We start from the raw sequence: 24,018 nt of genomic DNA, 5'->3' as shown, positions 1-24,018 counted from the left end.
GCATCACCCGTCATCCGACCTTTGGCGTCCAATGCTGTTGATCCGGACTTGCGATTGGCTGCTCGGACGCGTTGACAGATTGCGCGTCACGTCGTGCTGCTTCACGCAGGGCACTTGGCGTTTCACCTGTGATTTTCTTGAAAGCGAGGTTGAAGGTCGATTTCGAGTTAAATCCGACACTCAGCGCAATGTCGAGAATGGTACGATCCGGCTCCAGCAACAGCACAGACCGTGCCTCGGCCACACGCGCGGCGTTGACGAAATCAAAAAAGCTTTTGCCGACATGGTGATTAAGCACATAGGACAGCTGATTGGGCGTTATCCCGACGGCGCGTGCAAGTTTTGGCAAGGACACCAACGGATCGAGAAGGATATCCCCCCGCGCCTGAATCTCTTCAAGGCGGGCCAAGGAGCGCGTCACACCATCAGGATCAAGCAACGGCCGCGCGATTGCGGCATTGGACGCACCATCATCCGCCACGGATGCGTTCAGCGGCGCATTTTTATCTGTTGAAATGGCCGGTTTGCTTAGCAAATCACCAACTTCATCTGCCTCATCAGACGTGTCATCAGATGGCCAGTCGGCCATAACAAACAAGGCCGGTTGCGTGGCAATTTCATAGCTCATGGCAAACAAAACCAACGCAAACGCGATCTCGCTGCCAAACATTTCGGCATGATCAGGCATATAAAGACTGACGATCCTGCCTAGGGCAACGGTGATGAAAACGAATGACAAACCACCCAGAATCACCCCGATCCAGCGCTGCATCACCTTACGATCCGCACCAAGCTGTTCTTCGGCTTTGCGCTGATACCGGCAAGCCACCTGCCACAAAAGAACGAGATATACCGCCACTTGAACAAAGATTGCAGCCCAGACAAAGGCTTCAACAAGTTCCCAGGCGGTGTATTGCCCCGCCATACGTGCCGTTGCAGCATCGCGATGGGTCACGACCCAGGCTGTCAGGTTAAACACCACAAGCGGCAAGACGAAATGTCCCCAAGGGCGGCGGGACGGATTGCCGGAAATTTCGCGGAAATAAAGATATATCGCCGGTCCGATGGCAAAATTGATCGGCCCAAAGAACAGTTTGAGAAAACCGGCGAAATCCCCTCCGACCATCGGCTCGACGACATCTTCGACCAGGTTGAGTGCAACGGCTGCGATAAACAGCATCATCCAGCGGTTGGCACCAAACGCACGCGCCCCTTCGGAGCGCAAGATCAAACACAGGAACACTGCCTGCGCCACGCCAACGGCCGCCACCAGCGCACTTACATAATCCGTCCAACCGGTCATTCCGGCATGCTCCTGAATTTATCGATCATTGGTCTGTCGGCCACACCATGCCCTGGCCAGACCAACTATATCGTTTCAATAGACACAATCGGACACTATCGGCGTCCGATTATGCACAGGCGGACGCCGCAACAGGCCATATTTGCCAATCTCACCATCACATCACCTGCATCGGATCAAAATCGCTGACCATGATGTAACACCATCGGCGCGTGAATCGTCCAGATTGAAAGGCTGTCATAAAAAGTTCCGTTATATTCGATTGACTATATCGAATTGATATATGATAGTTCTATATATATCGGATTGATACAGTTATCTTGGCACTCTCCCCCGCCAAGGCGTTTTCGATCCGGGGGAAACAACAAGGATACAGATCAGAAGATGGACGTACGTACGTTATGTCTGGGTGCCCTGATGGGCGGCGAGGCAACAGGATATGAAATCCGCAAGATGTTTGATGATGGCACTTTTAGCCATTTTCAAATCGCGTCCCTTGGCTCGATCTATCCGGCCCTGACCAAACTGACCCAGGACGGTATGGTTACGTTTGTTGAACATGAACAGGAAAACAAACCGGACAAGAAGATTTATCAACTGACATCAGAAGGCCGACGCACATTCCTGCGCACCCTTTTGCAGACACGCCCGGCCGAAGATCGATACCGTTCCGACATTTTGTTCATGCTGACCTTTGCCGAAGAAATGCCAATTGAACTGACTGAGGCGCTGATTGACGAATTTGCCGCCCGTCACGAATTGATGAGCATGCAGATTGATCCGGACAACCCGGACAAGCCTGCCCATCAGAAGTTCCATGGGCGCGATGAAGACGGCAAACCCTCGCCGGGATGTTGTTTTGTCGCCGGACTGGGACAGGCCATGTGCAATGCGACGGTGAAATTTATTCGTGAAAACAAGCAGGGCCTGCTTGATGAATTAAGAAATCGCAAGGCCAACAAGCCCTGAGCATCCTTACCCTAAGCAGCGCACAAGACTGCATAGCGACAAGAAAAAGAATTTCATAAGACGTGCCCAACACAGCCACTGACGCATTCCGGACCGGAATATTTGAGGGAAGAGAACAATGAACGCTTCACGCCTGATCGCCATTCTACTGGTCGTTGGGACCGTTATATGGATCGGCAGTGCCTACTTAACCCCCGGCGACGAAACGACCGATCAGACTGCGTCTGAAAACACCACGCGTGAGAGTGATGCGCCCAAGCCATTGGCCAGCGTGCGCACCATCACCAGTCAGGCTGTCGATCACGTCGATCATTTGCGCATTACAGGACGTACCGAAGCAGTCATTTCCGTTGAGATCCGGGCTGAGACCGAGGCACGCGTGATTGAAGTTGGCGCGGTAAAGGGCCAGCCCGTTCAAAAAGGCGATCTTATTGTGCGCCTTGATACCGGTGACCGTCAGTCCCGTGTCGCCAAGGCGCGCGCCCTTGTCGCGCAGCGCGAACTTGAACACTCCGCCGCCGAAAGCCTTGCTGAAAAGAACTATCGGTCCAAGAACGGTGTGGCCGAGGCACTGGCCCTGCTTGAAGAAGCCCGGACAGAACTGATCGTTGCCCGCACCGAACTGGGCAACACTGAAATTCGCGCCCCCTTTGATGGCATTGTCGAAGATCGCCCGGCCGAGATTGGTGACCTTCTGTCGATTGGTGATCCGGTCGCGACCCTTATCCAGAGTGACCCGATACTGGCCGTTGCCCATGTGCCCGAGCATTCCATTGGCGCGATTGATCTTGGCCAGCTCGCAGAGGTTACCCTGTTTGATGGCAGCACCCATGACGGGATTGTGCGCTATACCGCACGGGTTTCCAATAACGACACCCGCACATATCGGGTTGAGGTGGAAATTGACAATCCCGACCTGCGCATTCCTGATGGCATGACAGCCGAACTTGAAATTCCGGTCGGCATCAAACGCGCCCATCGTGTAAGGCCGTCGGTCCTGACCTTGAATGACGAGGGTGAACTTGGCGTTCGGGCCATTGTTGATGACAACAAGGTTGACTTCCTGCCGGTCGAATTACAGGGCGGCAGCCGTGACCTGATCTGGATAGGCGGGCTGCCCGACGAATTTGAACTGATCGTGGTCGGTCATGACTGGGTCACCGAAGGTACCACCGTTGAGGTTGTCCATCTTGATACCGACAAGGACGGCTTGCCGATCATGCAGGATGACGCAAAACCTGCAACGGCGTCTGACGATGCCGGCCCGACCCTTTCAGAAAACGCCGCGCAATAGCGCGTATCATGAGGAGATAAAAAATGTCCCTGATTGATCACGCGCTGAACAGATCGCGCACCGTCATTCTGGTTTTGATCCTGCTGCTTCTGTCTGGTTGGGTCGGCTACAACGCCATCCCAAAGGAAGCCGATCCGGACGTTCAGATTCCGGTTCTGTATGTCACCATGCATCATGACGGCGTTTCGCCCGAAGATGCCGAACGTCTTTTGCTCCGCCCGATGGAACAGGAATTGCGCTCCATCGAAGGCGTCAAGGAAATGAGATCGCAGTCCTATCAGGACGGCGCATCGGTGACGCTTGAATTTTATTCCGATGTCGATATCGACGAAGCCCTGGCCGATGTTCGCGAACGGGTTGATATCGCCAAATCCGAACTGCCTGATGATACCGACGACCCCGAAGTTCACGAGGTCAACCTGTCGCTGTTCCCGGTTCTGGTTGTAACCCTTTCCGGGGACGTGCCCGAACGTGCCTTGTTGCACGCCGCACGCGACCTGAAAGACGCGATTGAAGGCCTTCCAGCCGTTCTTGAGGCCAACCTTGCCGGGGATCGCGAGGAACTGGTCGAATTCATCATTGATCCGATGAAGATCGAGGCCTATCGCCTGAACGGCATCGACATCGTTTCCCTTGTTCGCAATTCCAACGCGCTGGTGGCCGCCGGTGCGGTTGATACCGGAACGGGCCGCTTTAACATCAAGGTGCCCGGCCTGTTTGAAAGCGTGAATGACATCCTTGATATGCCGCTGATCGTTGACGGGGATTCCGTCATTCGATTCCGTGACATCGGCGAAGTGCGCCGGACATTCAAGGATGCTGAAAGCTTTGCCCGTCTGAATGGCGAACCGGCAATTGCCATTGAGGTTTCCAAACGTGTTGGCGAAAACATCATCGAAGTCATTGATGCCATCAAAGCCGTCACAGCCGAAGCACAGCAGGCGTTTCCGCCCAACCTGACGATCAGTTATTCGCAGGACAAGTCATCTGATATCCGCACCATGCTGACCGATCTTCAGAACAGTGTGATCCTTGCGATCCTGCTGGTGATGGTGGTTGTCATCTGGGCGCTGGGATGGCGGTCAGGCCTTCTGGTGGGTCTTGCCATTCCGGGTTCTTTCCTGACCGCGATCCTGATCCTTTGGGCGCTGGGCATGACGGTTAATATCGTTGTTTTGTTCAGTCTGATTTTGGCTGTCGGGATGCTGGTGGATGGCGCGATTGTCGTCACCGAATATGCCGACCGTAAAATGATTGATGGCCTGCACCGTCGCGAAGCTTATCCGCTGGCGGCAAAACGCATGGCGCTTCCGATCATTGCATCAACCGCAACCACCCTTGCAGCCTTCCTGCCGCTGGCCTTCTGGCCGGACATCGTCGGCGAATTCATGAAGTTCCTGCCGATCACGGTCCTGTTTACGCTGACCGCGTCACTTGCCATGGCACTGATCTTTGTGCCGACCGTGGGTGCATGGTTTGGCAAACCGGGCAGTGACAACAATGAAAGCCTGGCTGCGATTGCAGCCGATCACGCCGATGACATCCACAAGGTCAAAGGCGGCACGGGAATTTATGTTCGCCTCCTCAGCGGATCGCTTCGCTTCTACTGGCTGGTGATCCCGGCGGCGTTTATCATCCTGATTTCCGTCTGGGTCGCATTTGGCAAGCTTGGCAAGGGTGTTGAATTCTTCCCTGCGGTTGAACCGGAAGTCGCCGTGGTTCAGGTCCGCGCACGTGGCAACCTGTCTTACTACGAACAGGATGCCCTGCTTAAAGAAGTCGAGGACCGCATTCTTGCCCTTGATGCCCATCATGAAGGCGAACACTGGTTTGATACGGTCTATGCCCGTTCCGGCGCCGGTGCCGGTGGTAATGAGGCATCCGAAGATGTGATTGGGACGGTGCAGCTTGAATATGCTGACTGGCAGACCCGGCCCAAGGCAACCGAGATCGAAAAACGTATCCTTGCCGATACGGCCGATCTTGCCGGTGTTCACGTCGAAGTCCGCGCCCAGGAAGCGGGTCCGCCGCAGGGCAAGGACATCCAGATCCAACTGCGTTCGTATTATCCCGAACTTCTTGATGATGCCGCGACCACGCTGGTCAACGGGCTTCAGGAAATGGGCGGTATGTATAACTTCGAAGACGGCAAGTCGCCCCCGGGCATTGACTGGGAATACACGGTTGATCGTGCCCAGGCCCTGAAATTCGGTGCCGATATCACCCAGATTGGCAATGTCGTCAAACTGGTGACCAACGGAATCAATTTCACGACCTATCGTCCGGATGACTCAAACGAGGAAATCGATATTGTCGGACGCTATCCGGCGAAATATCGCTCGCTCGACGAGCTGGAAAACCTGCAGATCGTCACCGACAAGGGTCTGGTGCCGATGTCCAACTTCATCAAACGCACCCCGAAGCCCAAGACCGGCACCCTGACCCGTGTTGACAGCCGCCGTGCACTGACCGTCAAGGCCGATGTGCAGGAAGGTGTTCTGGTCGATACCAAGCTTGGCGAGGTCAAGGCATGGATGCAGACGCTTGATATCGACCCGCGTATCTCGGTCCAGTTCAAGGGGCAGGATGAGGAACAGAAGAAATCGGCTGACTTCCTGATGAACGCCTTTACGGTGGCCCTTTTCATCATGTTCATCATTCTGGTCACCCAGTTCAACAGCATCTCAAGTTCACTGCTGATCATGATCGCGATCATCATGTCGACCGCGGGTGTGTTCCTTGGTCTCATGATCACCGGGCAGGCTTTCTCGATTGTGATGAACGGTATTGGTGTTGTGGCGCTGGCCGGTATCGTTGTGAACAACAACATCGTTCTGATCGATACGTTTGACCGGCTCAAACACACCGCGGGCAGCATCGAGGCCGCCATCCTGCAGACCGGTGCACAGCGTCTGCGTCCGGTAATGCTGACCACCGTTACGACCATCCTTGGTCTGGTGCCGATGGTGTTGCAGATCAATATCGACTTTGCCGAGCGCAATGTTTCGATTGGTGCACCGTCCACGCAATGGTGGGTACAGCTTTCGACCTCCATCGCATTCGGTCTGGCCTTTGCGACTGCCTTGACGCTGATCTTCACGCCATGTGCCTTGATGATGCGTCACAAGATGGGCGTTCGCCTTCGCAAGATGTCGATTGGTGATCGGCTGAAATCGATTAAATCGCTCTTGCCCGGCAAGACAAAGCGGCGCGCACAATAGCCTGCCTTGAAAAGCGATTAACCCAATAGCCGCGCGACTTTTCCCCCGACCCCGCCGCGCGGTTAGAACCGGCCCCCTTTACGGGGGCCGGACCCTTTTTGCCTTTCGGCTTCATAATCGACCAACCTTTGCAATGGTTGATACATTCCAACATTAAAACCATATGAAGTTCGATATCGAAGGTTATTGCAAGGCGGCGTCGAATACATACTTTCCTAAGAATTTTCGACGTAAATTTATGTTATTCTTCGAAGCTGACTTCGATTGGGAATAAAAATCTGCATGAAATGGGTTGCTTGGCATACGGCACGATCACAGGTTTTCGGACTAGCCTGTGCGCTTGCGTTGCTGATCCCCCACGGCGCGACGGCCGAGGACACCACTTCGGATCAATCCTTTATCTGGACAGTGCCGGCCTTTGCCCCTGCGTTCATCACAGATGGCGATAAACTTGACGGCTATGCTGCTGATACCCAGAACTGGTTTGCTGCCCAGCTGCCGCAATATCATCACAGTGTATTACACGTGCCCCTTGCCCGGCTTCTGGCAGAAATGAAAAGCGGCGAAGGAGCCTTGCGTTGCTCCACCACACTGATCCCCACCCCCGAGCGCCGCACCTATATCGCCTTTGCCAAGACGATCCTGCTTCATCTGCCGATTTCAGTTGTCATTCAGGCGGCCGACGAAGAGCGCTTTGCCCCCTATCTGAATGCGCAGGGGCATATTGAACTCGACAAGCTTCTGGCAGACGAACAGCTTTCGACGGCGGTGCGTATCGGGCGCGCTTATGGCACCCATGTCGATGAGCATCTGAACCGTTATCGGCACGCCACGCATGTCATGCAGGTTGCCGATGATACAAAATTTCTACGCATGCTTGATCTCGACCGGATCGACTGGACGCTCTATTTCCCGTCAGAAGCAGAATATTACCGCCGACAGAAAACGCCCGATCTTGAAATCAAGGCCTTGCCGATTGCGGGCAACACCACTTTGCTGGAAGCCACAATCGGATGTGCCAAGACACCCGTGGGCAAGAAGGCAATTGCCAAGATCAACAGCATCATCGATCAAAACCCGACCATGCCGTGGACAGAGTTTTATGCCGAATGGCTTGGACCCAGTGACCGCGAATGGTTCTATGCTGCACGCGACCAGTACATTCATTCCGAACATTTCGAAACCCGGCTTGAATACAGCCCTTCATCGGCACAATAAAAAAGCTGGCAAAGATGCCGGCTTTTTTGTTTGATCTGATGATCAGTTCTGATGGACGCGGTTCAATCCCTCGTCGGGATCATCATCGGGTTCGCCATCATCGTCTTCTTCATCTTCCTTGTCCTGCTCTTGCTGGTTTTCGACCCCCATACGGCGATAGGAGCGATAGGACAGCGGCATCGTGATGAAATAGATTGCGGCAATCGCCGAAAGGGTCAGCCACGGCGAGGATACCAGAAACGCCACCGACGCCCCGAATGCCAGCATCAGCGGCAACACCCAGGCGCGCGGCACCTTGACCTTCTTGAAGCTGAAAGTCGGCAAGCGCGACACCATCAGTCCTGCGATGAGCACGCCATAAGGTGCCACGATATACGGGCTGTCAAAAATGCCTTCGCCAAACTGGAAGGTCAGGACAATCGGCCACATGGCAAGGGCGGCGGCCGCCGGGGCCGGAACCCCGGTAAAGAACCGATAGGCCCATGTCGGCAATTCAGGCTCACCAAGCATCTGGGTGTTGAAGCGCGCCAGACGCAGCATCATGCAAACCGCAAACAGCAACGACAATGCCCAACCAATGCCGCCCAACTCATGAAGCGACCAGAAATACAGCATCATCGCTGGTGCCACGCCAAAACAGACAAAGTCCGAAAGGCTGTCAAGCTCGGCACCAAAGCGGCTGGACGCATTAAGCATGCGGGCCAGACGGCCATCAAGACCGTCAATGATCCCGGCAATCAGGATGGCGGCAACGGCGGCCTCCCAACGATCCTGCATCGCAAAGCGGATCGAGGTCAGACCGGCACACATGCCCATCATCGTCGCGACATTCGGTGCCAGCCGGGTCAGCGACAGCGCCTTGAAGCGACGGGGACGACGGGTGGGTTCGATGCCGCCTGCCATTAGCGGATCTCCCCGACTGCGGCGTCCTTGTCCTTGGCCGAGACATCGGCAAGAACGGTTTCACCGGCAATCGTCGTTTGCCCGACAATTACATTCGGCGAAACGCCTTCGGGCAGATAGACATCCACACGCGATCCAAAGCGGATCAGACCGAAACGCTCACCAGCTTTCAGCTGCGACCCCGTGCCGACGTCACACAGAATGCGACGCGCCACCAGACCGGCGATCTGGACAACACCGAATTCACGGCCTTCCTTGTCGCGTACCAGCAGGATCTGGCGTTCGTTGTTTTCCGATGCCTTGTCGAGTTCGGCATTGACGAACTTGCCGGGCACATAGGCCTCGCCAACGATCTCGCCATTGACCGGGCAGCGGTTCACATGAACGTTGAACACATTCATGAAGATCGACACACGCGTGCGCGGGGTTTTGTCGTCAAGCTCAAGTTCCTTGGGCAGCGGTGCCTGCGAAATCATGCAAACACGGCCATCTGCCGGGGAAATCACCAGATTTTCATCGGTCGGAGTAATACGATCCGGGTCGCGGAAGAAGTACGCGCACCAAAGTGTCAGGATCACGCCGATCCAACCCAGCGGTTCCGCAATCAGGAACAAGCCCACAGTGATCGCTGCAAAGATCGCAACGAATTTCCAGCCTTCCGGATTGATCGGCACAAGAACGGATTTCAAAGTCTTAATTCCCTGGTTGCCATGGTTGGGCATCTCAATTCGGTACTATTGGTACCGGGCGGGCGCTTACCTAGCATCTAGTGATGACAATGGGCAACGCAACCCGCGTTCAACTGTTTGGCCCCAAACTTAAAAGGGGCAAAACACACTTACCATGTGCTTTGCCCCTCGCAAAGAAAAGTGATGCTTATTGCGGAATTTCTTCGTTCGGCAGTGCAAAAATCTGCCCCGGGTAAATCAGATCAGGATCGCGGATCTGGTTGCGGTTCTGATGATAGATCACCCAGTATTTCAGGCCTTCGCCATAGGTGCTGCGTGCAATGCGCCACAAGCTGTTGCCCGGCTGAACGACATAACGTGATCCCGGCTCAAGAATTTGATCAGGACGGGCCCGTTCAAACGGAATTTCAACACGCGCGGTTACCGTGCCAGAGCTATCAAGCTGATCGGCGCGCAACGTGTAGTTGCCCGGCTCGATCGGCTCCCCAATGGTCAGGGCCCAGTTGCCGTTTTCATCGGCCGGGGCCGTGCCAACATGCTTGTTATCAAGATAGACCCGAACCGTGTGATCAAGGTCTGCCTTGCCCGACATCGCGACGCGACCTTCGGTATCGTAATCGACAATATCAATCGACAGGCGCGGCAGGCTTGCATCCTGGGTCTCGCCATCGTCCTGTGCCGGGGCGGCCTCTGGGGCCGGTCCCTGCATCACGGTTGCCGCACCATCGCCTTCGGCCGGGACCTTAAGCGCGATAATCGGCTGCTTTTTTTCGGCCGGTTCATTGGGTTCAATGGCAGCATTATCAGCCTCTGTCGCTGCGCTCTCGGTGGTAGCGCTTGCATCAGCGGTTGCGGTTTCTGCAGCCTGTGCCGGTGCCTCTTCCTCAGGGATCAGGACAACGACCTTGTCTTCTGCCTTCGCCACATTGCCAGTGGCGTCTTCAGCCTCAAGCGACAATTCGCGATCACCGCTTGCCAAAGGTTTGTTTGGCAAGACAACCCATTCGCCGCGCTCGTCAGCGGTGGCTTCACCAATCACCTCTTCACCTTCGCGGATGCGCACGGTGCTGTTGGGTTCGGCGCGGCCTGCAATGACGGCATTTCCGTCCGGACCAATGCGCACGACATCAAAGCTTGGATTGGTGATTTCGGGTGCTGCGGTGTCCGGTTCTGATTCCGGCTCGTTTGGCGTCGTTTCAGTGGTTACTGCAGGCGTCTGCGTTACAGCCGGTGCGGTCTCTTCATCCGCACTTTTGGTCAGCATGTAATTCAGCGCAATTGCTGCAACGATCAGTACAACGCCGACTATGACGAGGATATAGGGTCGCTTCACCGGAAATATCCTTGAACGATGTTTATGTTTTTAACGGTCGCGCTCAAACCACTGAAATTGCTTGCCATATTCCCCTCAAACAATTCGGCCGAGCACGTTAATTAGAAACTTGTACTACTTTCAGTGCGCAGTTTCCATAACGTAACGAATAAACGATACAGCGCAACCGTTAGGCAAAGATGAAGAGAATCAGTCCACTCGCCCCAAGTCAACCTTTGCCTCAAAGTGCTTTGGCAGCCATTTCGGCACCGACATAGGCAACCAAGGCCGCCATGATCAGCGGCAAGGCCAGAACACCGACCTTTACGACACTGCCCAAAAGGACCGCCTGTGCGGGATTGTCATCGGGCAAATGCGCGGCCAATCTGACGGAAGCCTGACGACCAGACACCACCAGCAGCAATACCGCAAATGCCAGGCAGGAAGCCGGAACCATGATCATCGCACTGGCCGCCCCCGCCATCAGGGCCCCAACAACGCCAAGCCAGACCGCCACACGATATTGCGGGGCTGCCTTTTCCGAAATCAGGGCAACAATCAGTGCCACCGTCAACGCGGCCTGCAAGACAACATAATCGGTCAAACCAAACAGATAAACGATGATCCCCTGCCCCAATGACAGTGTCATCAGAACTGCAACCGGCCCGGGCTTGGCAAAGTTTTCAGCATCAATCGCAGCATCCGCTGCCGAGGCCTTGGTTGTCTTTGTCTTGCTACCCTTGGCCTTTCTGCCCTTGGTAGGCTTGGTGCTTTCAGCGTCATCTTCGGAGAAATCCGGGCGGGTCACCCACAGGAAGCAGCCCCCGACACTCAGGAATACCAACCACGCAACAATCTGGATCACAGCGGGATGATAGGACAGGCCACTGATCGGGGCGGCAAGAACCAGCCAGGCACCAAGCAGTAAAATCATCCCGGCGACGCCCAAGGACACGCGTTCGGACAGTCTGGAAAAATCCATGATTGCGCCGCAAACGCCGCCCAGCACCAGCATCAAAAGTGCGGCGCCAACACCCCCACGCGCGGTTTCAGGCAGCCCGATGGCCGCAGGCACCGCCACGGCAACGGCCGGAATGACCGCACCCAAAACAAGGCGACGCGCGGCTGAGCGTTCCAACCCCAGCCACAAGGCCAGCATCAAAACAGCGGCGATGATGCCCGATATCACGATGGCGAGAATAAATGGACTGTCGACAAACACGTTGGGCGGTCCTGCCTTCTTCTTATGGTTCCCTTGGGTGCAGTTTCCTGCTGTGAGATTTACCCATCCCACAATCAGGTTCAGAACTTGTTAACCCTGCGCCAAAAAGGCGCGCGCTCTGCGGGTAGACAAAGCTTGCCGATACCTGCCACAGCTGATTGGCAATATTGCGGCCAAAGGCGATCAAATCATGGCACGGTGATATCGCTTTGGCACTCAAACGGTTATTTCAGATGCTGCTATGCGGAAATTACTGCCACAAGAACGATCTGATCGGTTATGGTCGCTTTCCGTACGGGACCTTGCGCGTCAGATGCGCTGTCCCGCTACCTGCGAAACAAGAAACAAAAGGCAGGTCGCCATGACAAAAGTAAAATCAATCTGTGTCTTTTGCGGTGCTTCGGATGGCAAGAACCCGCAACACATGGAAAACGCCATCGCCTTTGGCAAAATGATGGCCGAACGCGACATCACGCTGGTCTATGGCGGGGGACGCATCGGTCTGATGGGGGCTGTTGCAGATGGCGTCATGCAAAATGGCGGAACGGTTGTTGGCATCATTCCGGCCCATCTTGATGATATCGAGGTCGGCCATACCGGGCTTTCCGAACTGATCGTTTGCAAATCCATGCACGAACGCAAGGTCGAGATGTTTAAACGCTCCGATGCGTTTGTCACCCTTGCTGGCGGTCTTGGCAGCCTCGACGAAGCGTTCGAGGCGATGACACTGCGCCAGCTTGGCATTCACGACAAGCCGATGGTGTTCCTCAACGCGCTTGGCTACTGGGACAAGTGCTTCGACATGATTGACGCCATCATCGACGAAGGCTTTGCCCGGCCAAGCCACAAGAACCTCTATACGGTTGCCAATACGCTTGATGAAGTTTTCGAACAGCTTGCCGCCGAACCGGCCCCGAAATTCGATCCGCGCGAAAAGCTGTTCTGATCGACACACAACGCGATAATCAAACATCAAGACGCCGTCCTTACACATTGGGCGGCGTTTTTTTGTTGAAGCCCCGTCATAGCCTTAACGAATTTTTCTACGACGTTTGTTCGCACATTCCCGGAAAACCCGCAGTTTCCCAAACCATTCACATCCTTGGGAACATTCACACGAATGTCACTTACCTGAAACCGTAGTGACAACGAAGCCTCCTATGATCGTTTTCATGTTCAAAACAACAAATTGAACGATCATATGAATATATCTGCGCGACAACGCGACATTATCGATATCCTGCGCCGTGACAGCTTTGTCTCAATCGACAAGCTGGCCGAGCATTTTGACGTTACCCCGCAAACCGTGCGCCGGGACGTCAATATGCTGAGCGACGCCAATCTGGTGCGCCGTCGCCATGGCGGGGTTGAATATGCTGGCGAGCCTGGCATGAACCTGTCCTATGACAGCCGTCAGGTCACCAATATCGCCGCCAAGCATGCCATATCCCTGCATGTCGCAAGCCTGATCCCCGACGGGGCATCGATCCTGATCGGGATTGGCAGCACCCTTGAACTTGTGGCGCTCAATCTTGTCGATCATCGCCATTTGACCGTGATTACCAACAACATGAATGCCGCCATGGCGCTGGGTAACAATACCGGCAACCGGATTGTCATTCCCGGCGGCACGTTGCGCCTGCCTGATCGCGACGTCATCAGCCCCGAAGCCGAAATGATGTTTAACAAATACAAGGTCGATTACGGCCTGTTTGGCGTCGGCGGCATCGAGCCCGATGGAACCCTGACCGATTTTGACCATCGAGAAGTGTTGCTGCGTCAGGCGATTGCCGCCAATTGCCGCAATTCCATCCTTGTTGCCGATCAATCGAAATTCGGCCGTCCGGCCCCCGCCAAGGGCGGTCATATCACCGACCCCGACTTGATCGTGGTCGATGGCGTGCCCGGTGGTGTTTTCGATCCGTTATTTAACCGCGAGAACGTTCGCGCGCGCCTGCAAATTGCCAAAAGCGAAGGTTACGAATGACTAGCCAGCCTCCCTTTATTCGCATCAATTCCGTGTCGCGCGTGTTTAACGGCGGCAATGGCGTGCATGACCTGTCGCTTGAAATTCCGCGTGGCAGTTTTGTCGTCCTGCTCGGCCCGTCGGGATGCGGAAAATCGACGACCTTGCGTTTGATTGCAGGTCTGGAAACAGCGGATCACGGCACCATTGAAATTGACGGCAAGGATGTCACCAGCGCGCCGCCATCCAAGCGCGGCCTGTCGATGGTGTTTCAATCCTATGCCCTGTTCCCGCACCTGAGTGTCGCTGAAAACATCGTCTTTGGCCTTAAGGTGCGCAAAACCAAAAAGGACGAGATCAAAACCCGTCTTGATGATGCCCTGCGTGTTACCGGCCTCGAAGGATACGAGGATCGCAAACCCGCCCAGCTTTCGGGGGGGCAACGCCAACGGGTCGCACTGGCACGCGCGATTGTTGCCGGCCATCCGCTGTGCCTGATGGACGAGCCACTTTCAAACCTGGATGCCAAGCTGCGCCATGCCGTGCGCAAGGATATCCGCGACCTACAACAGCGCCTTGGCATCACGGTTGTTTATGTCACCCACGATCAGACCGAAGCCATGAGCATGGCCGACATCGTTATTCTGATGAAGGATGGTCGGATCGAACAGATCGGCAACCCGGCAGACCTTTACCTAAAACCCGCCACCGCCTTTGCCGCCGGTTTTGTCGGAAGCCCGCCCATGACCCTGATCCCGGCAAACGCCCTGCCCGCATCGGTCATCCCAGACGGGGTTAATACCAACATCCTGACCTTTGGCATCCGTCCTGAAGATTTGATTCTTTCGACCGAGCATAAAGATCAGCCATGGGGCATTCCCGCCACGGTCACGGGCAATGAATTTCTTGGTGCGGAGACATTTGTATTTGTTGCGATCCCGGGCACCGATGGGGCCACCGCCCGCCTGCCCGGTCGCGTTGAAATTTCGCCCGGGACGGAAGTCTCGCTCAGTTGGGCCGGCGCTGCGGCCCACTGGTTTGATGGCGAAGATGGTCATCGTCTGACTCCGACAGGGCCGTCCACACCAGCGCAAGATACCAAGATCACCTCTCAACCTGACACTGCAACTTCGATACTTTAACAGGGAATTTTTGTTCATGCGTAACATCGTAACCAGTGCTGCGCTTGCAGCCGGACTGATGGCAACGGCAGCCACCCCTGCCTTTGCTGCCACCGAACTGACCATGTACTATCCCGTCGCTGTTGGCGGCCCGCTGACCGAGGTCATTGACGGCATGATCGACGGGTTTGAAGCCGAAAACCCGGATGTCAAAGTCAATGCCATCTATGCTGGCAACTATGACGATACCCGTCTGCGCGCTGTGTCCGCCATCAAAAGCGGCGATCCGGCACAGCTTTCGGTCATGTTCTCGATCGACGTTTACGATCTGATCGAACAGGACCTGATTGTCCCGTTTGATGACGTTGTCAAAACTGCAGAAGACAAGGAATGGCTCAACAGCTTCTACCCGGCGCTGATGGCCAATGGCGATGTTGATGGCAAAACCTGGGGCATCCCGTTCCAGCGTTCGACCATCGTCATGTACTACAACAAGGACATGTTCCGCGAAGCTGGCCTTGATCCGGAAATGCCGCCGCAAACCTGGGAAGAACTTGTCTCCACCGGCAAGGCGCTTTCGAAAGACGGCAAATGGGGCCTGATGGTGCCATCCACCGGCTATCCGTACTGGATGTTCCAGTGCTTTACCATCCAGAATGGTAAGGAACTAATGAGCGGTGATGGCACCGAGACGTATTTCGATGATCCCGCCGTTGTCGAAGCGCTTGAATTCTGGCGCGACATGGCGACCGAAGAAAAAATCATGCCCGAAGGCACCATTGAATGGGGCACGCTCCGTCAGGCCTTTGTGCAGGGCCAGACCGCAATGATGTGGCATTCGACCGGCAACCTGTCGGCGGTTAAACGCGAAGCCAAATTTGATTTTGGCGTTGCCATGCTGCCCAAACACAAACAGCCGGGCTCACCGACCGGTGGCGGCAACTTCTATCTGTTCAAGGATTCCACTGACGAACAGAAAGAAGCATCGCTGGCGCTGATTAAATACATGACGGCACCGGAACGTGCCGCAGAATGGTCAATCGCGACCGGTTATGTCGGCGTTACCCCGGCGGCTTATGAAACCGATGCGCTGAAATCATACGCGGCAGACTTCCCGCCGGCACTTGTCGCCCGTGATCAGCTTGAAGTTTCGGTTGCCGAGTTCTCGACCTATGACACAGCACGCGTCCGCGAAGGTTTGAACAACGCCATTCAGGCAGCCCTGACCGGTGAAAAAACACCAAAAGAAGCCCTTGGCGATGCCCAGGCCGAAGCCAAGCGTCTTCTGCGGGCCTTCCAGTAAGACTGCCCGATCTGCACGCCGAAGCGGGATACATCCCCGCTTCGGCACCTTTGTTTAGGGTCAGGACCCATTAATTTGATTAATTAATTTCTTTGCAGGACGTGCCGACCATGAACGAAATGGCCCGACTTCAACAACGCAGGTTAGCGCTTTATGGCTGGATGCTGGCGGCACCGGCATTGGCGCTGATGAGTTTGTTTGCCTTTTACCCGGCCATCGCGACCTTCTGGCACAGCCTGTTTACCCGTGGCACATCGCGCCGCCCGTCGATCTTTGCCGGGTTTGAAAATTATGGCGACCTGTTTGCGGATCCGACCTTCTGGACGGTGGCGACCAACAACCTGATTTACGCCGGTGTCACCATCCCGGTTTCGATCATCTTTGCGCTGATCATGGCGCTTTGGGCCAATGCGCATATCCCGGCCCGGTCGTTTGTTCGCAGCGCCTATTTCACGCCGACCATCCTGCCGATGATTGCCGCGGCCAATCTGTGGCTGTTTTTCTACACCCCGGACCTTGGCGTGATTGATCAGATTACCGGCTTTTTCGGGGCCTCACCGACCAACTGGCTGGGGCAGCCCGAAACCGCACTGGCGTCCGTCATCATCGTGACGATCTGGAAAGAGGCCGGGTTCTTCATGATCTTTTACCTCGCAGCCCTTCAGACCATCCCGCCAGATCTGCGCGAAGCCGCCCGGATTGAGGGGGCCGGTCGTTGGACCTATACGCGGCGCGTGTTGTTGCCGCTTTTGATGCCGACCACGATCTTTGTCTTTGTTAACGCGATGATCAATTCGGTCAAGCTGATCGATCATTTGTTCATCCTGACCAAGGGCGGTCCAAACAATGCCTCCAAACTGATCCTGTACTGGATTTGGGAAATGGCATTTGCCTATTTCGACAGCCCGCATGCCGCTGCCATGACCATTCTTGTCCTTCTGGTGCTTGGCCTTGTTGCTGTCGCGCAGTTCCGACTGGTTGAAAAATGGACCCACTACCGATGAATAATGCGATGACTGCCGTCTCAAACAAACGCACCCTGCCCGATTTTGACAAGGTGCTTGATACACTTGGCGCATGGGTTCTGGCGATTGTCTGGATTTCACCTTTGCTGTTTGCCGCTTGGGCGGCGTTGCAGCCATCGGGCACCGCCCTTGGTCTGGATTTTTCCAGCCCGCTGACGTTTGAGAATTTCACCTATGTCTGGGGGGCGGTACCGTGGGGCGGGTATTTTGCCAATACCGTGATTCTGGTGACTCTCATCCTGGCCGGGCAACTGGTGCTCTGTACCCTTGCCGGGTTTGCTTTTGCCCGGTTTGAATTCAAGGGGCGCGACACTCTCTTTATCCTAGTGCTGTTGCAGCTTTTCATCCTGCCCGAAGTGCTGATTGTTGAAAACTACGCCATCATTTCCAAACTTGGCCTGTTTGACACCGCCCTTGGCATTGGCCTGCCTTATATGGCCAGTGCGTTTGGCATTTTCCTACTCAGGCAGGCATTCAAATCCGTGCCCATTGAGCTCGAAGAAGCAGCGCGGATCGAAGGGTGCAGTTGGATGGGCGTTCTGTGGAAGGTCTATATGCCTGCCGCCAAGCCGGTTTATCTGGCCTATGCGCTGGTGTCGATTGCCACGCACTGGAACAATTTCCTGTGGCCATTGATTGTCACCAACTCGCCCGATACTCGGCCGCTAACCGTTGGTTTGTCACTTTTTGGTGCACCTGAAACCGGGGTCGATATTTCAGTCATCAGTGCCGCAACCATCATGACCATCGCGCCACTTTTAATGGCGTTCCTGATCTTCCAGCGCCAGTTTATTCAGGCATTTTTGCGCGCCGGTATCCGCTAGAGCAGTTTCCGTTTAGATCGAAACGTTTTACCGGAGGCATTCTTCTTTCCTGCAAGGAGAGGATCACCGAGCGTAGCGGTGCTACGGTCAAGATCCTTGACGCTGCGGGGCAGAAGAATGTCCCGGCCCGCAGGGTTCGGTTTGGCGATGTTTTGCGGCGTTACACCGCTTGAACGATGCCCCGCATCGCCCTTGCGCGCTGTGCCTTGCCAAACAACTCGCCAAACACGAACAAAACGCTTCGATCTAAACGGAAACTGCTCTAGGGATGTGAAAGAGACGCTTTACCATGTTGCATCCAGCACTTCGAAAAGGGCCGCTATTGTTGGTGTTTCCCGGCGTCGCTCGGTTGTGATCAGACTGAGACAGGCGGGGATGGAAACCGAATTACAAACGGCAAGACCAAAGGTTTGCTTTTCATGCAAGGCAACGGAGTCACGACACAAACTCAAGCCCACACCAGATCGGACCATTTCAAGCATGGATGCTTCCTGATCCACCAGGGCGACCGAGTTTTGCGTGCATTCGAACTCATCAAAAATGCGTTTGAGCAGCCGGGAATGAACCGATGCCGGTGTCGTGCCAATCCACGGCAATTTTAACAATGACGCCCAATCGGCGTTCTCGACCCGGCTTTCCCAGCCGACCGGGGCAATCACCCGATAATTGAAATCGGCAAGCTTTATGGCGTGAATGGCTTCCGATGTCTCGGCGGCAATATCACCGGCAACGTCCGGGCCGCTCAGATAAAACCCGGCATCAATCTGATTGCGCAGTACGCCTGCCAACATGTCACCGCTCACACCGTGGGCCAGTTCGGTCTCAATATCGGGGTAGTCGGTGCGCAACTGGCTTAACATGCGGCCAAGGCGGATGAATTCCGGGTCCACGATCGTGCCAATTCTGAGTTTGCCGCTGACACGCCCGGCACGTTGACGCGCGCTGCGCCGAAATTCGTCCATGGCGTCAATTACCTGCTCGGCCTTGGTCAGCATGGCCTGGCCATCGGCTGTGATCTGCAAACCTGTTGCCGTGCGCTTGAACAGGGTAATCCCGGTTTCCTCGCCAAGGCGTTTGATCTGATGACTGATGGCAGGTTGCGTCAGATTAAGCACCGACGCGGCGCGCGAAACACTGCCTTCGCGCGCGACGGTGACAAAAGCCAACAGCATGTTGATGTTCGAAAACCGGGTCATATAAAAAACACTAATATTGCTATTCGCATTTTGTCATTAGATTTCTGCATTGCTTCGCGTCTTAATCAACGTTCGGTATCTAAATTGGCTGAGAACCATTTGATACCAAACAGGTCTGGCGACCATCAGAACAGCCGTTTCGAACTCTGTGTTTGACGGCTTATTTGTGCGAACAGCCCGACCGATAAAAGGCGACGAGAGGGAGGCACATTGTAATGACCGCAACCATTCCAACGTTCGATTATATCGTGATCGGGGCTGGTACAGCAGGCAGTCTGCTTGCAAACCGGCTAAGTGCGGATCCCAACAACAATGTGCTTCTGCTTGAAGCGGGCAAGGCCGACAATTACCCATGGATCCATATTCCGGTGGGCTATCTGTATTGCATTGGCAATCCGCGCACCGACTGGATGTATGAAACCGAACCCGACAAGGGCCTGAATGGCCGTGTTTTACGGTATCCCCGCGGCAAGGCGCTTGGCGGGTGTTCATCCATCAACGGCATGATCTATATGCGTGGTCAGGCCCGCGATTATGATAATTGGGCAAAGCTGACTGGTGAGGATGCCTGGAACTGGCAGAACTCGCTGACCGATTTCAAGCGCCATGAAAACCACTACAAGCTTGATGGCGGTGCGACCGCACAGACAAGCAATGGAAAACCATTTTCCGACATTCACGGCAGTGGTGGTGAATGGCGTGTTGAAAAGCAACGGCTGCGCTGGGACGTACTTGATAGCTTCATCAAGGCTGCGGGTGAAAACGGCATTGAACCAACCGATGATTTCAATGACGGTGACAATAGCGGCATCGGCTATTTTGAAGTCAATCAAAAGTCCGGATGGCGCTGGAACACGTCAAAGGCCTTCATTCGCCCGGTCAAATCGCGCAGCAACCTGACGGTCTGGACCGAATCACAGGTCGAAAAACTGACCTTTGGGACCGATGCAAACGGCCAAAAGATCTGTACCGGTGCGGTCATCAACCGGGCGGGCACCTCGCAAACGGTCACGGCGCGCAAGGAAACACTTCTGTGTGCCGGTGCGGTCAACTCGCCCCACATTTTGCAGATTTCCGGCGTCGGCCCAGCAGATCTCCTGAAACAGCATGGCATTGATGTTGTGCTGGACGCACCGGGTGTCGGACAGAACTTGCAAGATCACTTGCAAATCCGTGCTGTCTATAAGGTACAGGGCGCCAAAACGCTCAACACGCTTGCCAACAGCTTGGTTGGCAAGGCGAAGATTGGCCTTGAGTATCTGCTGAACCGTTCTGGCCCGATGAGCATGGCACCAAGCCAGTTGGGGGCCTTCACGAAGTCCGATCCGTCGCGGCAATATTCAAATCTTGAATATCACGTTCAACCCCTCAGCCTTGAGGCGTTTGGCGGGGATCTTCATGATTTTCCGGCGGTCACGGTTTCGGTCTGCAACCTGAACCCGACCAGCCGCGGCACGATTAACATCAAGTCCGGCGACTTCCGCGACGCGCCGCAAATCGCGCCCAATTACCTTGATACCGACGAAGACCGTAAAGTCGCTGCCGATAGCCTGCGCCAGGTCCGTGACATCATGTCAAAACCGGCCATGGCCAAGTATCAGCCCGATGAATTCAAGCCCGGCGTGCAATATCAAAGCGATGAAGAACTTGCCAAACTGGCAGGCGACATCGCCACAACGATCTTCCACCCCGTCGGGACGGTTAAAATGGGGCATGCGGACGATGTATCAGCCGTGCTCGACCCGCATCTTCGCCTTAAGGGCGTAAGCGGACTTCGCGTTGTCGATGCGTCTGTGATGCCGGAAATCACCAGCGGCAACACCAATTCCCCGACCCTGATGATTGCGGAAAAAGCCGCTGGCTGGATCCTGTCTGGCCAGTAATCGCGATCTGCGTCTCCCTGCTCCAAAATACATGCAGACCCCGGAGGAAAAATGTACACCCGGTTTTCCCAACTCCCTCTGACTGGCGTCAAGGTTATCGATTTCGGTCAATATATTGCCGGCCCCGCTGTTGCGATGTTGCTTGGCGATCTTGGCGCGACGGTTATTCATATTGATCCCCCCGGCGGGCCGATGTGGGACAGTCCGGCAAATGCGACGCTTAATCGCAACAAGATGATCATCAATCTCGACCTTAAAACAGAAAAAGGCCGGGAACAGGCGCACGCACTCTGTGCGGAAGCCGACATCATCATCGAAAACTTCCGTCCGGGAAAATTTGCCAAGCTTGGCTTTGACTTCGCAGAAATGCGCAAAGAGCGCCCGGAACTGATTACACTTTCGATCCCCGGATTTGCATCGAACGACGCGGAGCGCCGCGAACAACGTGCCTTTGAAAGCATCGTCGCCGCCAGCTCCGGCGTGTTCACCGATATGGGGTTGAACCGGGTTCTGATGGGGCTGAATCCGTCCTTTTCACCCTTGCCGCTTTCCTCGGCCTATGCGTCGCAAATTGCGGCATCGTCCGTCGTTCTGGCATTGCAATCACGCCAACTGACTGGCCTTGGCGATCAGATAGAGGTACCGCTTGCCGCCGCCATCATGGAGGGGCTTTGCTATAACTCGATCAAGATATCGGACATTCCCAGACGTTATCTGACCCAGCGCGAGCTTGAGATCGAACGCAGACGTATCGAAGGTCTGCCGATGAATGTCAGCTACGAAGAATTGCAGGAACTTCTTGATCCATTTTTCCGAAGCTACATGTGCAAGGATGGCCGAATGTTCTATGTGGTATGTCCAAGCCACAAACATCACGCCAAGCGCTGCCTCGAAGTTCTGGGGATCTATGATGAGCTGGTCGAGGAAGGCCTGACATCGGAAGACGACACCTATAAGCCACAAAGCGAATGGGAGTCAGAAACATCCCTTGGCGTCTATCCGATGCCCAAGGAATGGGCTGACAGGATTGCCGCGCGCATGAAGGAAGTCTTCATGACCCGGACATCGCATGAATGGAAAAAGATGTTTGGCCGTGGCGGCATTCCGGGCGCGCCGCAACGCTGGCTGCAGGAATGGATCCATGACGAATATGCCGAAGGATCCGGCCTGATGATCGATACATGGGATCCGGAATATGGCGAAATGACCACACCCGGCCCGGTTGTCTGGATGGAAGAAAGCGGTGAAGAGGCCCTTAAACCCCAACCGCGCCGCTGGGTAGATTTCAACGAGGCGCTTAAAATCCTCAAGAAACATCGGACCGAGATTCCCGACCCGGAGGACGCGATTGAGCAGGAAGGCTGGCTTTCCGGGGTCAAGATCCTTGATCTTTGCAATGTCATTGCCGGGCCGCATTCGGCCTGCTACCTCGCACGGTTTGGTGCCGAGGTCATCAAGCTCGACCCGTCCGTGCCGCTTTATGACAGCTGGAATACTGTCATTTACGGCCTGTCACAGATGCGCGGCAAAAAGTCGATCCTGGCCGACATCAAGTCCGAACACGGGCGCAAGGTGTTCGAAGATCTGGTGAAATCGGTTGATGTCATCATCTGGAACGCACCAGACAGCCAGATCAAGCGGATGGGGCTTGATGCGGAAAACCTGCGCAAACTCAACCCCAACGCCATTTTCTGCAAACTTGATTGTTTCAGTGGCGTTAACCGTGGTGTGCGAACCGACTATATCGGCTATGACGATCTGGTGCAGGCCGCCACGGGCATTATGTTGCGATTTGGCGGCGCCATGGACCGCCCCGAAGAACATGCCCATGTCGGGACGATTGATGTCATGTGCGGCTTTGGCGGTGCATTGGCAGTTGCCGCAGCCCTGTATCAGAAATACCGGTTTGGCCGGATCGGGCGTGGCCGGACGTCACTGACCGCCAATAGCGGCCTTTTGCAGATACCGTTTGCCTATGATTACCGGGGACGCGGACTGTTTGACGAGCCGTCCGGCCCGGAAACCAACGGCAATGATGATCTTAATCGCTTCTACAGCACGGCATCGGGCACCTATGTGTTGCTGAGCGCCTATGAAGACGATCTTCCACGTTTCCGCGCGGTCGAAGGGCTTGAGGATCTGCCCGATGTTCCGCCGGAAGAACGCGCGGTCTATCTTGCAACAGCATTCCAGACCACGACCGCAAACGAGTGGGTTGAACGTCTGCATGCGGCCGATATTGGTGCCGCGATATGCGATAACATTGATGCGTTGCGCGCTGAAAACACACGTGAAGCGGATGGCACACCGGGTACTGATCGGGGAAGCTATTCCTTCTCGGTCTATCCCGATCATCCCAGCGGGCATGAGGTCATCCAGCTTGACCCCTATGCCGTGCGCACGACACGCTCAAAAGTAGTCGCCCTTGCACCCTCGGAAAAGTTCGGTACCTCGACGCGCACAATTCTGAAGGAACTGGGCTATGCCGATCAGGCAATTGAGGCGATGCTTAAATCAGGCCAACTCAGTGAGTCTTGGAGCGAGGAATATATTCCAAGCTAACAGGTCG

At 55.1% G+C, this 24,018-nt stretch carries 18 protein-coding genes; 12 read left to right on the top strand and 6 right to left on the bottom strand.

The genetic code is table 11. From position 1 onward, the window contains the following. Window positions 1-10 precede the first annotated feature (10 nt). On the bottom strand, window positions 11-1,303 hold the full coding sequence (locus tag HED22_RS14600; protein ID WP_167723522.1) for an AraC family transcriptional regulator: 1,293 nt from the start codon (window positions 1,301-1,303) through the stop codon (window positions 11-13). Between the two features lie 384 nt (window positions 1,304-1,687). On the opposite strand from HED22_RS14600, the gene HED22_RS14595 reads away from it, so the two are divergent. The 4 genes from HED22_RS14595 to HED22_RS14580 all read left to right on the top strand — a co-directional run bounded on the left by HED22_RS14595 (window position 1,688) and on the right by HED22_RS14580 (window position 8,005). After that, window positions 1,688-2,272, top strand: a complete 585-nt coding sequence (locus HED22_RS14595) for a PadR family transcriptional regulator (RefSeq protein WP_167723520.1) — start codon at window positions 1,688-1,690, stop codon at window positions 2,270-2,272. 118 nt (window positions 2,273-2,390) lie between these two features. After that, window positions 2,391-3,566, top strand: coding sequence for an efflux RND transporter periplasmic adaptor subunit (locus HED22_RS14590; protein WP_167723518.1), 1,176 nt, complete (start codon window positions 2,391-2,393; stop codon window positions 3,564-3,566). Window positions 3,567-3,589: 23 nt separating this feature from the next. Beyond that, window positions 3,590-6,787 (top strand): efflux RND transporter permease subunit, encoded by a 3,198-nt coding sequence (locus HED22_RS14585; protein WP_254870067.1) that lies wholly within the window; start codon window positions 3,590-3,592, stop codon window positions 6,785-6,787. Between the two features lie 282 nt (window positions 6,788-7,069). Then, a complete protein-coding gene (locus HED22_RS14580) occupies window positions 7,070-8,005 on the top strand; it encodes a TIGR02285 family protein (protein ID WP_167723516.1) in 936 nt (311 codons plus the stop codon). 42 nt (window positions 8,006-8,047) lie between these two features. Here the strand turns inward: HED22_RS14580 and pssA are convergent, their stop codons facing one another. The 4 genes from pssA to HED22_RS14560 form a co-directional block, all read right to left on the bottom strand. Beyond that, complete coding sequence (gene pssA / locus HED22_RS14575) at window positions 8,048-8,908, bottom strand: CDP-diacylglycerol--serine O-phosphatidyltransferase (RefSeq protein ID WP_167723514.1); 861 nt, start codon at window positions 8,906-8,908, stop codon at window positions 8,048-8,050. Further along, a complete protein-coding gene (locus HED22_RS14570) occupies window positions 8,908-9,630 on the bottom strand; it encodes a phosphatidylserine decarboxylase (RefSeq protein WP_167723512.1) in 723 nt (240 codons plus the stop codon). The genes pssA and HED22_RS14570 overlap by 1 nt, the downstream gene beginning before the upstream one ends. 154 nt (window positions 9,631-9,784) lie before the next feature. Then, a complete protein-coding gene (locus tag HED22_RS14565; RefSeq protein WP_167723510.1) occupies window positions 9,785-10,930 on the bottom strand; it encodes an Ig-like domain-containing protein in 1,146 nt (381 codons plus the stop codon). Window positions 10,931-11,150: 220 nt separating this feature from the next. Beyond that, complete coding sequence (locus tag HED22_RS14560; protein ID WP_167723508.1) at window positions 11,151-12,131, bottom strand: hypothetical protein; 981 nt, start codon at window positions 12,129-12,131, stop codon at window positions 11,151-11,153. A gap of 361 nt (window positions 12,132-12,492) precedes the next feature. Between HED22_RS14560 and HED22_RS14555 the strand changes: the two genes are divergently transcribed. The 6 genes from HED22_RS14555 (at window position 12,493) to HED22_RS14530 (ending at window position 18,370) form a co-directional block, all read left to right on the top strand. After that, window positions 12,493-13,077 carry a TIGR00730 family Rossman fold protein gene (locus tag HED22_RS14555; protein ID WP_167723505.1) on the top strand — a complete coding sequence of 195 codons (585 nt, stop codon included), beginning with the start codon at window positions 12,493-12,495 and terminating at the stop codon, window positions 13,075-13,077. A 255-nt stretch (window positions 13,078-13,332) separates the two neighbouring features. Further along, window positions 13,333-14,118 (top strand): DeoR/GlpR family DNA-binding transcription regulator, encoded by a 786-nt coding sequence (locus HED22_RS14550; RefSeq protein ID WP_167723503.1) that lies wholly within the window; start codon window positions 13,333-13,335, stop codon window positions 14,116-14,118. Continuing rightward, a complete protein-coding gene (locus tag HED22_RS14545) occupies window positions 14,115-15,239 on the top strand; it encodes an ABC transporter ATP-binding protein (protein ID WP_167723501.1) in 1,125 nt (374 codons plus the stop codon). The genes HED22_RS14550 and HED22_RS14545 overlap by 4 nt, the downstream gene beginning before the upstream one ends. Window positions 15,240-15,255: 16 nt before the next feature. Further along, window positions 15,256-16,521: an ABC transporter substrate-binding protein gene (locus tag HED22_RS14540; RefSeq protein ID WP_167723499.1), complete on the top strand. Its 1,266-nt coding sequence runs from the start codon at window positions 15,256-15,258 to the stop codon at window positions 16,519-16,521. 110 nt (window positions 16,522-16,631) lie between these two features. Next, window positions 16,632-17,525, top strand: a complete 894-nt coding sequence (locus HED22_RS14535) for a carbohydrate ABC transporter permease (RefSeq protein ID WP_167723497.1) — start codon at window positions 16,632-16,634, stop codon at window positions 17,523-17,525. Window positions 17,526-17,533: 8 nt separating this feature from the next. Next, on the top strand, window positions 17,534-18,370 hold the full coding sequence (locus tag HED22_RS14530; protein WP_167723494.1) for a carbohydrate ABC transporter permease: 837 nt from the start codon (window positions 17,534-17,536) through the stop codon (window positions 18,368-18,370). A gap of 284 nt (window positions 18,371-18,654) precedes the next feature. Here HED22_RS14530 and HED22_RS14525 read toward each other — a convergent pair whose 3' ends face one another. Next, window positions 18,655-19,566, bottom strand: a complete 912-nt coding sequence (locus tag HED22_RS14525; RefSeq protein ID WP_167723493.1) for a LysR family transcriptional regulator — start codon at window positions 19,564-19,566, stop codon at window positions 18,655-18,657. Window positions 19,567-19,781: 215 nt separating this feature from the next. On the opposite strand from HED22_RS14525, the gene HED22_RS14520 reads away from it, so the two are divergent. Both HED22_RS14520 and HED22_RS14515 read left to right on the top strand, forming a co-directional pair. Beyond that, window positions 19,782-21,449 carry a GMC family oxidoreductase gene (locus HED22_RS14520; RefSeq protein WP_167723491.1) on the top strand — a complete coding sequence of 556 codons (1,668 nt, stop codon included), beginning with the start codon at window positions 19,782-19,784 and terminating at the stop codon, window positions 21,447-21,449. A gap of 51 nt (window positions 21,450-21,500) precedes the next feature. Further along, window positions 21,501-24,011, top strand: a complete 2,511-nt coding sequence (locus HED22_RS14515) for a CoA transferase (protein ID WP_167723489.1) — start codon at window positions 21,501-21,503, stop codon at window positions 24,009-24,011. The last annotated feature ends 7 nt before the right edge of the window (window positions 24,012-24,018 follow it).

The sequence above is a fragment of the Thalassospira sp. HF15 genome, from assembly GCF_011806525.1.
Taxonomy (GTDB): Bacteria; Pseudomonadota; Alphaproteobacteria; order Rhodospirillales; family Thalassospiraceae; genus Thalassospira.
This window is presented reverse-complemented; position numbering and strand designations above follow the sequence as displayed.

Coding starts and splice junctions, on each gene's coding strand:
- HED22_RS14600 (WP_167723522.1), bottom strand. CDS start 1,303: ATGACCGGTTGGACGGATTATGTAAGTGCGCTGGTGGCGGCCGTTGGC.
- HED22_RS14595 (WP_167723520.1), top strand. CDS start 1,688: ATGGACGTACGTACGTTATGTCTGGGTGCCCTGATGGGCGGCGAGGCA.
- HED22_RS14590 (WP_167723518.1), top strand. CDS start 2,391: ATGAACGCTTCACGCCTGATCGCCATTCTACTGGTCGTTGGGACCGTT.
- HED22_RS14585 (WP_254870067.1), top strand. CDS start 3,590: ATGTCCCTGATTGATCACGCGCTGAACAGATCGCGCACCGTCATTCTG.
- HED22_RS14580 (WP_167723516.1), top strand. CDS start 7,070: ATGAAATGGGTTGCTTGGCATACGGCACGATCACAGGTTTTCGGACTA.
- pssA (WP_167723514.1), bottom strand. CDS start 8,908: ATGGCAGGCGGCATCGAACCCACCCGTCGTCCCCGTCGCTTCAAGGCG.
- HED22_RS14570 (WP_167723512.1), bottom strand. CDS start 9,630: ATGCCCAACCATGGCAACCAGGGAATTAAGACTTTGAAATCCGTTCTT.
- HED22_RS14555 (WP_167723505.1), top strand. CDS start 12,493: ATGACAAAAGTAAAATCAATCTGTGTCTTTTGCGGTGCTTCGGATGGC.
- HED22_RS14550 (WP_167723503.1), top strand. CDS start 13,333: ATGAATATATCTGCGCGACAACGCGACATTATCGATATCCTGCGCCGT.
- HED22_RS14545 (WP_167723501.1), top strand. CDS start 14,115: ATGACTAGCCAGCCTCCCTTTATTCGCATCAATTCCGTGTCGCGCGTG.
- HED22_RS14540 (WP_167723499.1), top strand. CDS start 15,256: ATGCGTAACATCGTAACCAGTGCTGCGCTTGCAGCCGGACTGATGGCA.
- HED22_RS14535 (WP_167723497.1), top strand. CDS start 16,632: ATGAACGAAATGGCCCGACTTCAACAACGCAGGTTAGCGCTTTATGGC.
- HED22_RS14530 (WP_167723494.1), top strand. CDS start 17,534: ATGACTGCCGTCTCAAACAAACGCACCCTGCCCGATTTTGACAAGGTG.
- HED22_RS14525 (WP_167723493.1), bottom strand. CDS start 19,566: ATGACCCGGTTTTCGAACATCAACATGCTGTTGGCTTTTGTCACCGTC.
- HED22_RS14520 (WP_167723491.1), top strand. CDS start 19,782: ATGACCGCAACCATTCCAACGTTCGATTATATCGTGATCGGGGCTGGT.
- HED22_RS14515 (WP_167723489.1), top strand. CDS start 21,501: ATGTACACCCGGTTTTCCCAACTCCCTCTGACTGGCGTCAAGGTTATC.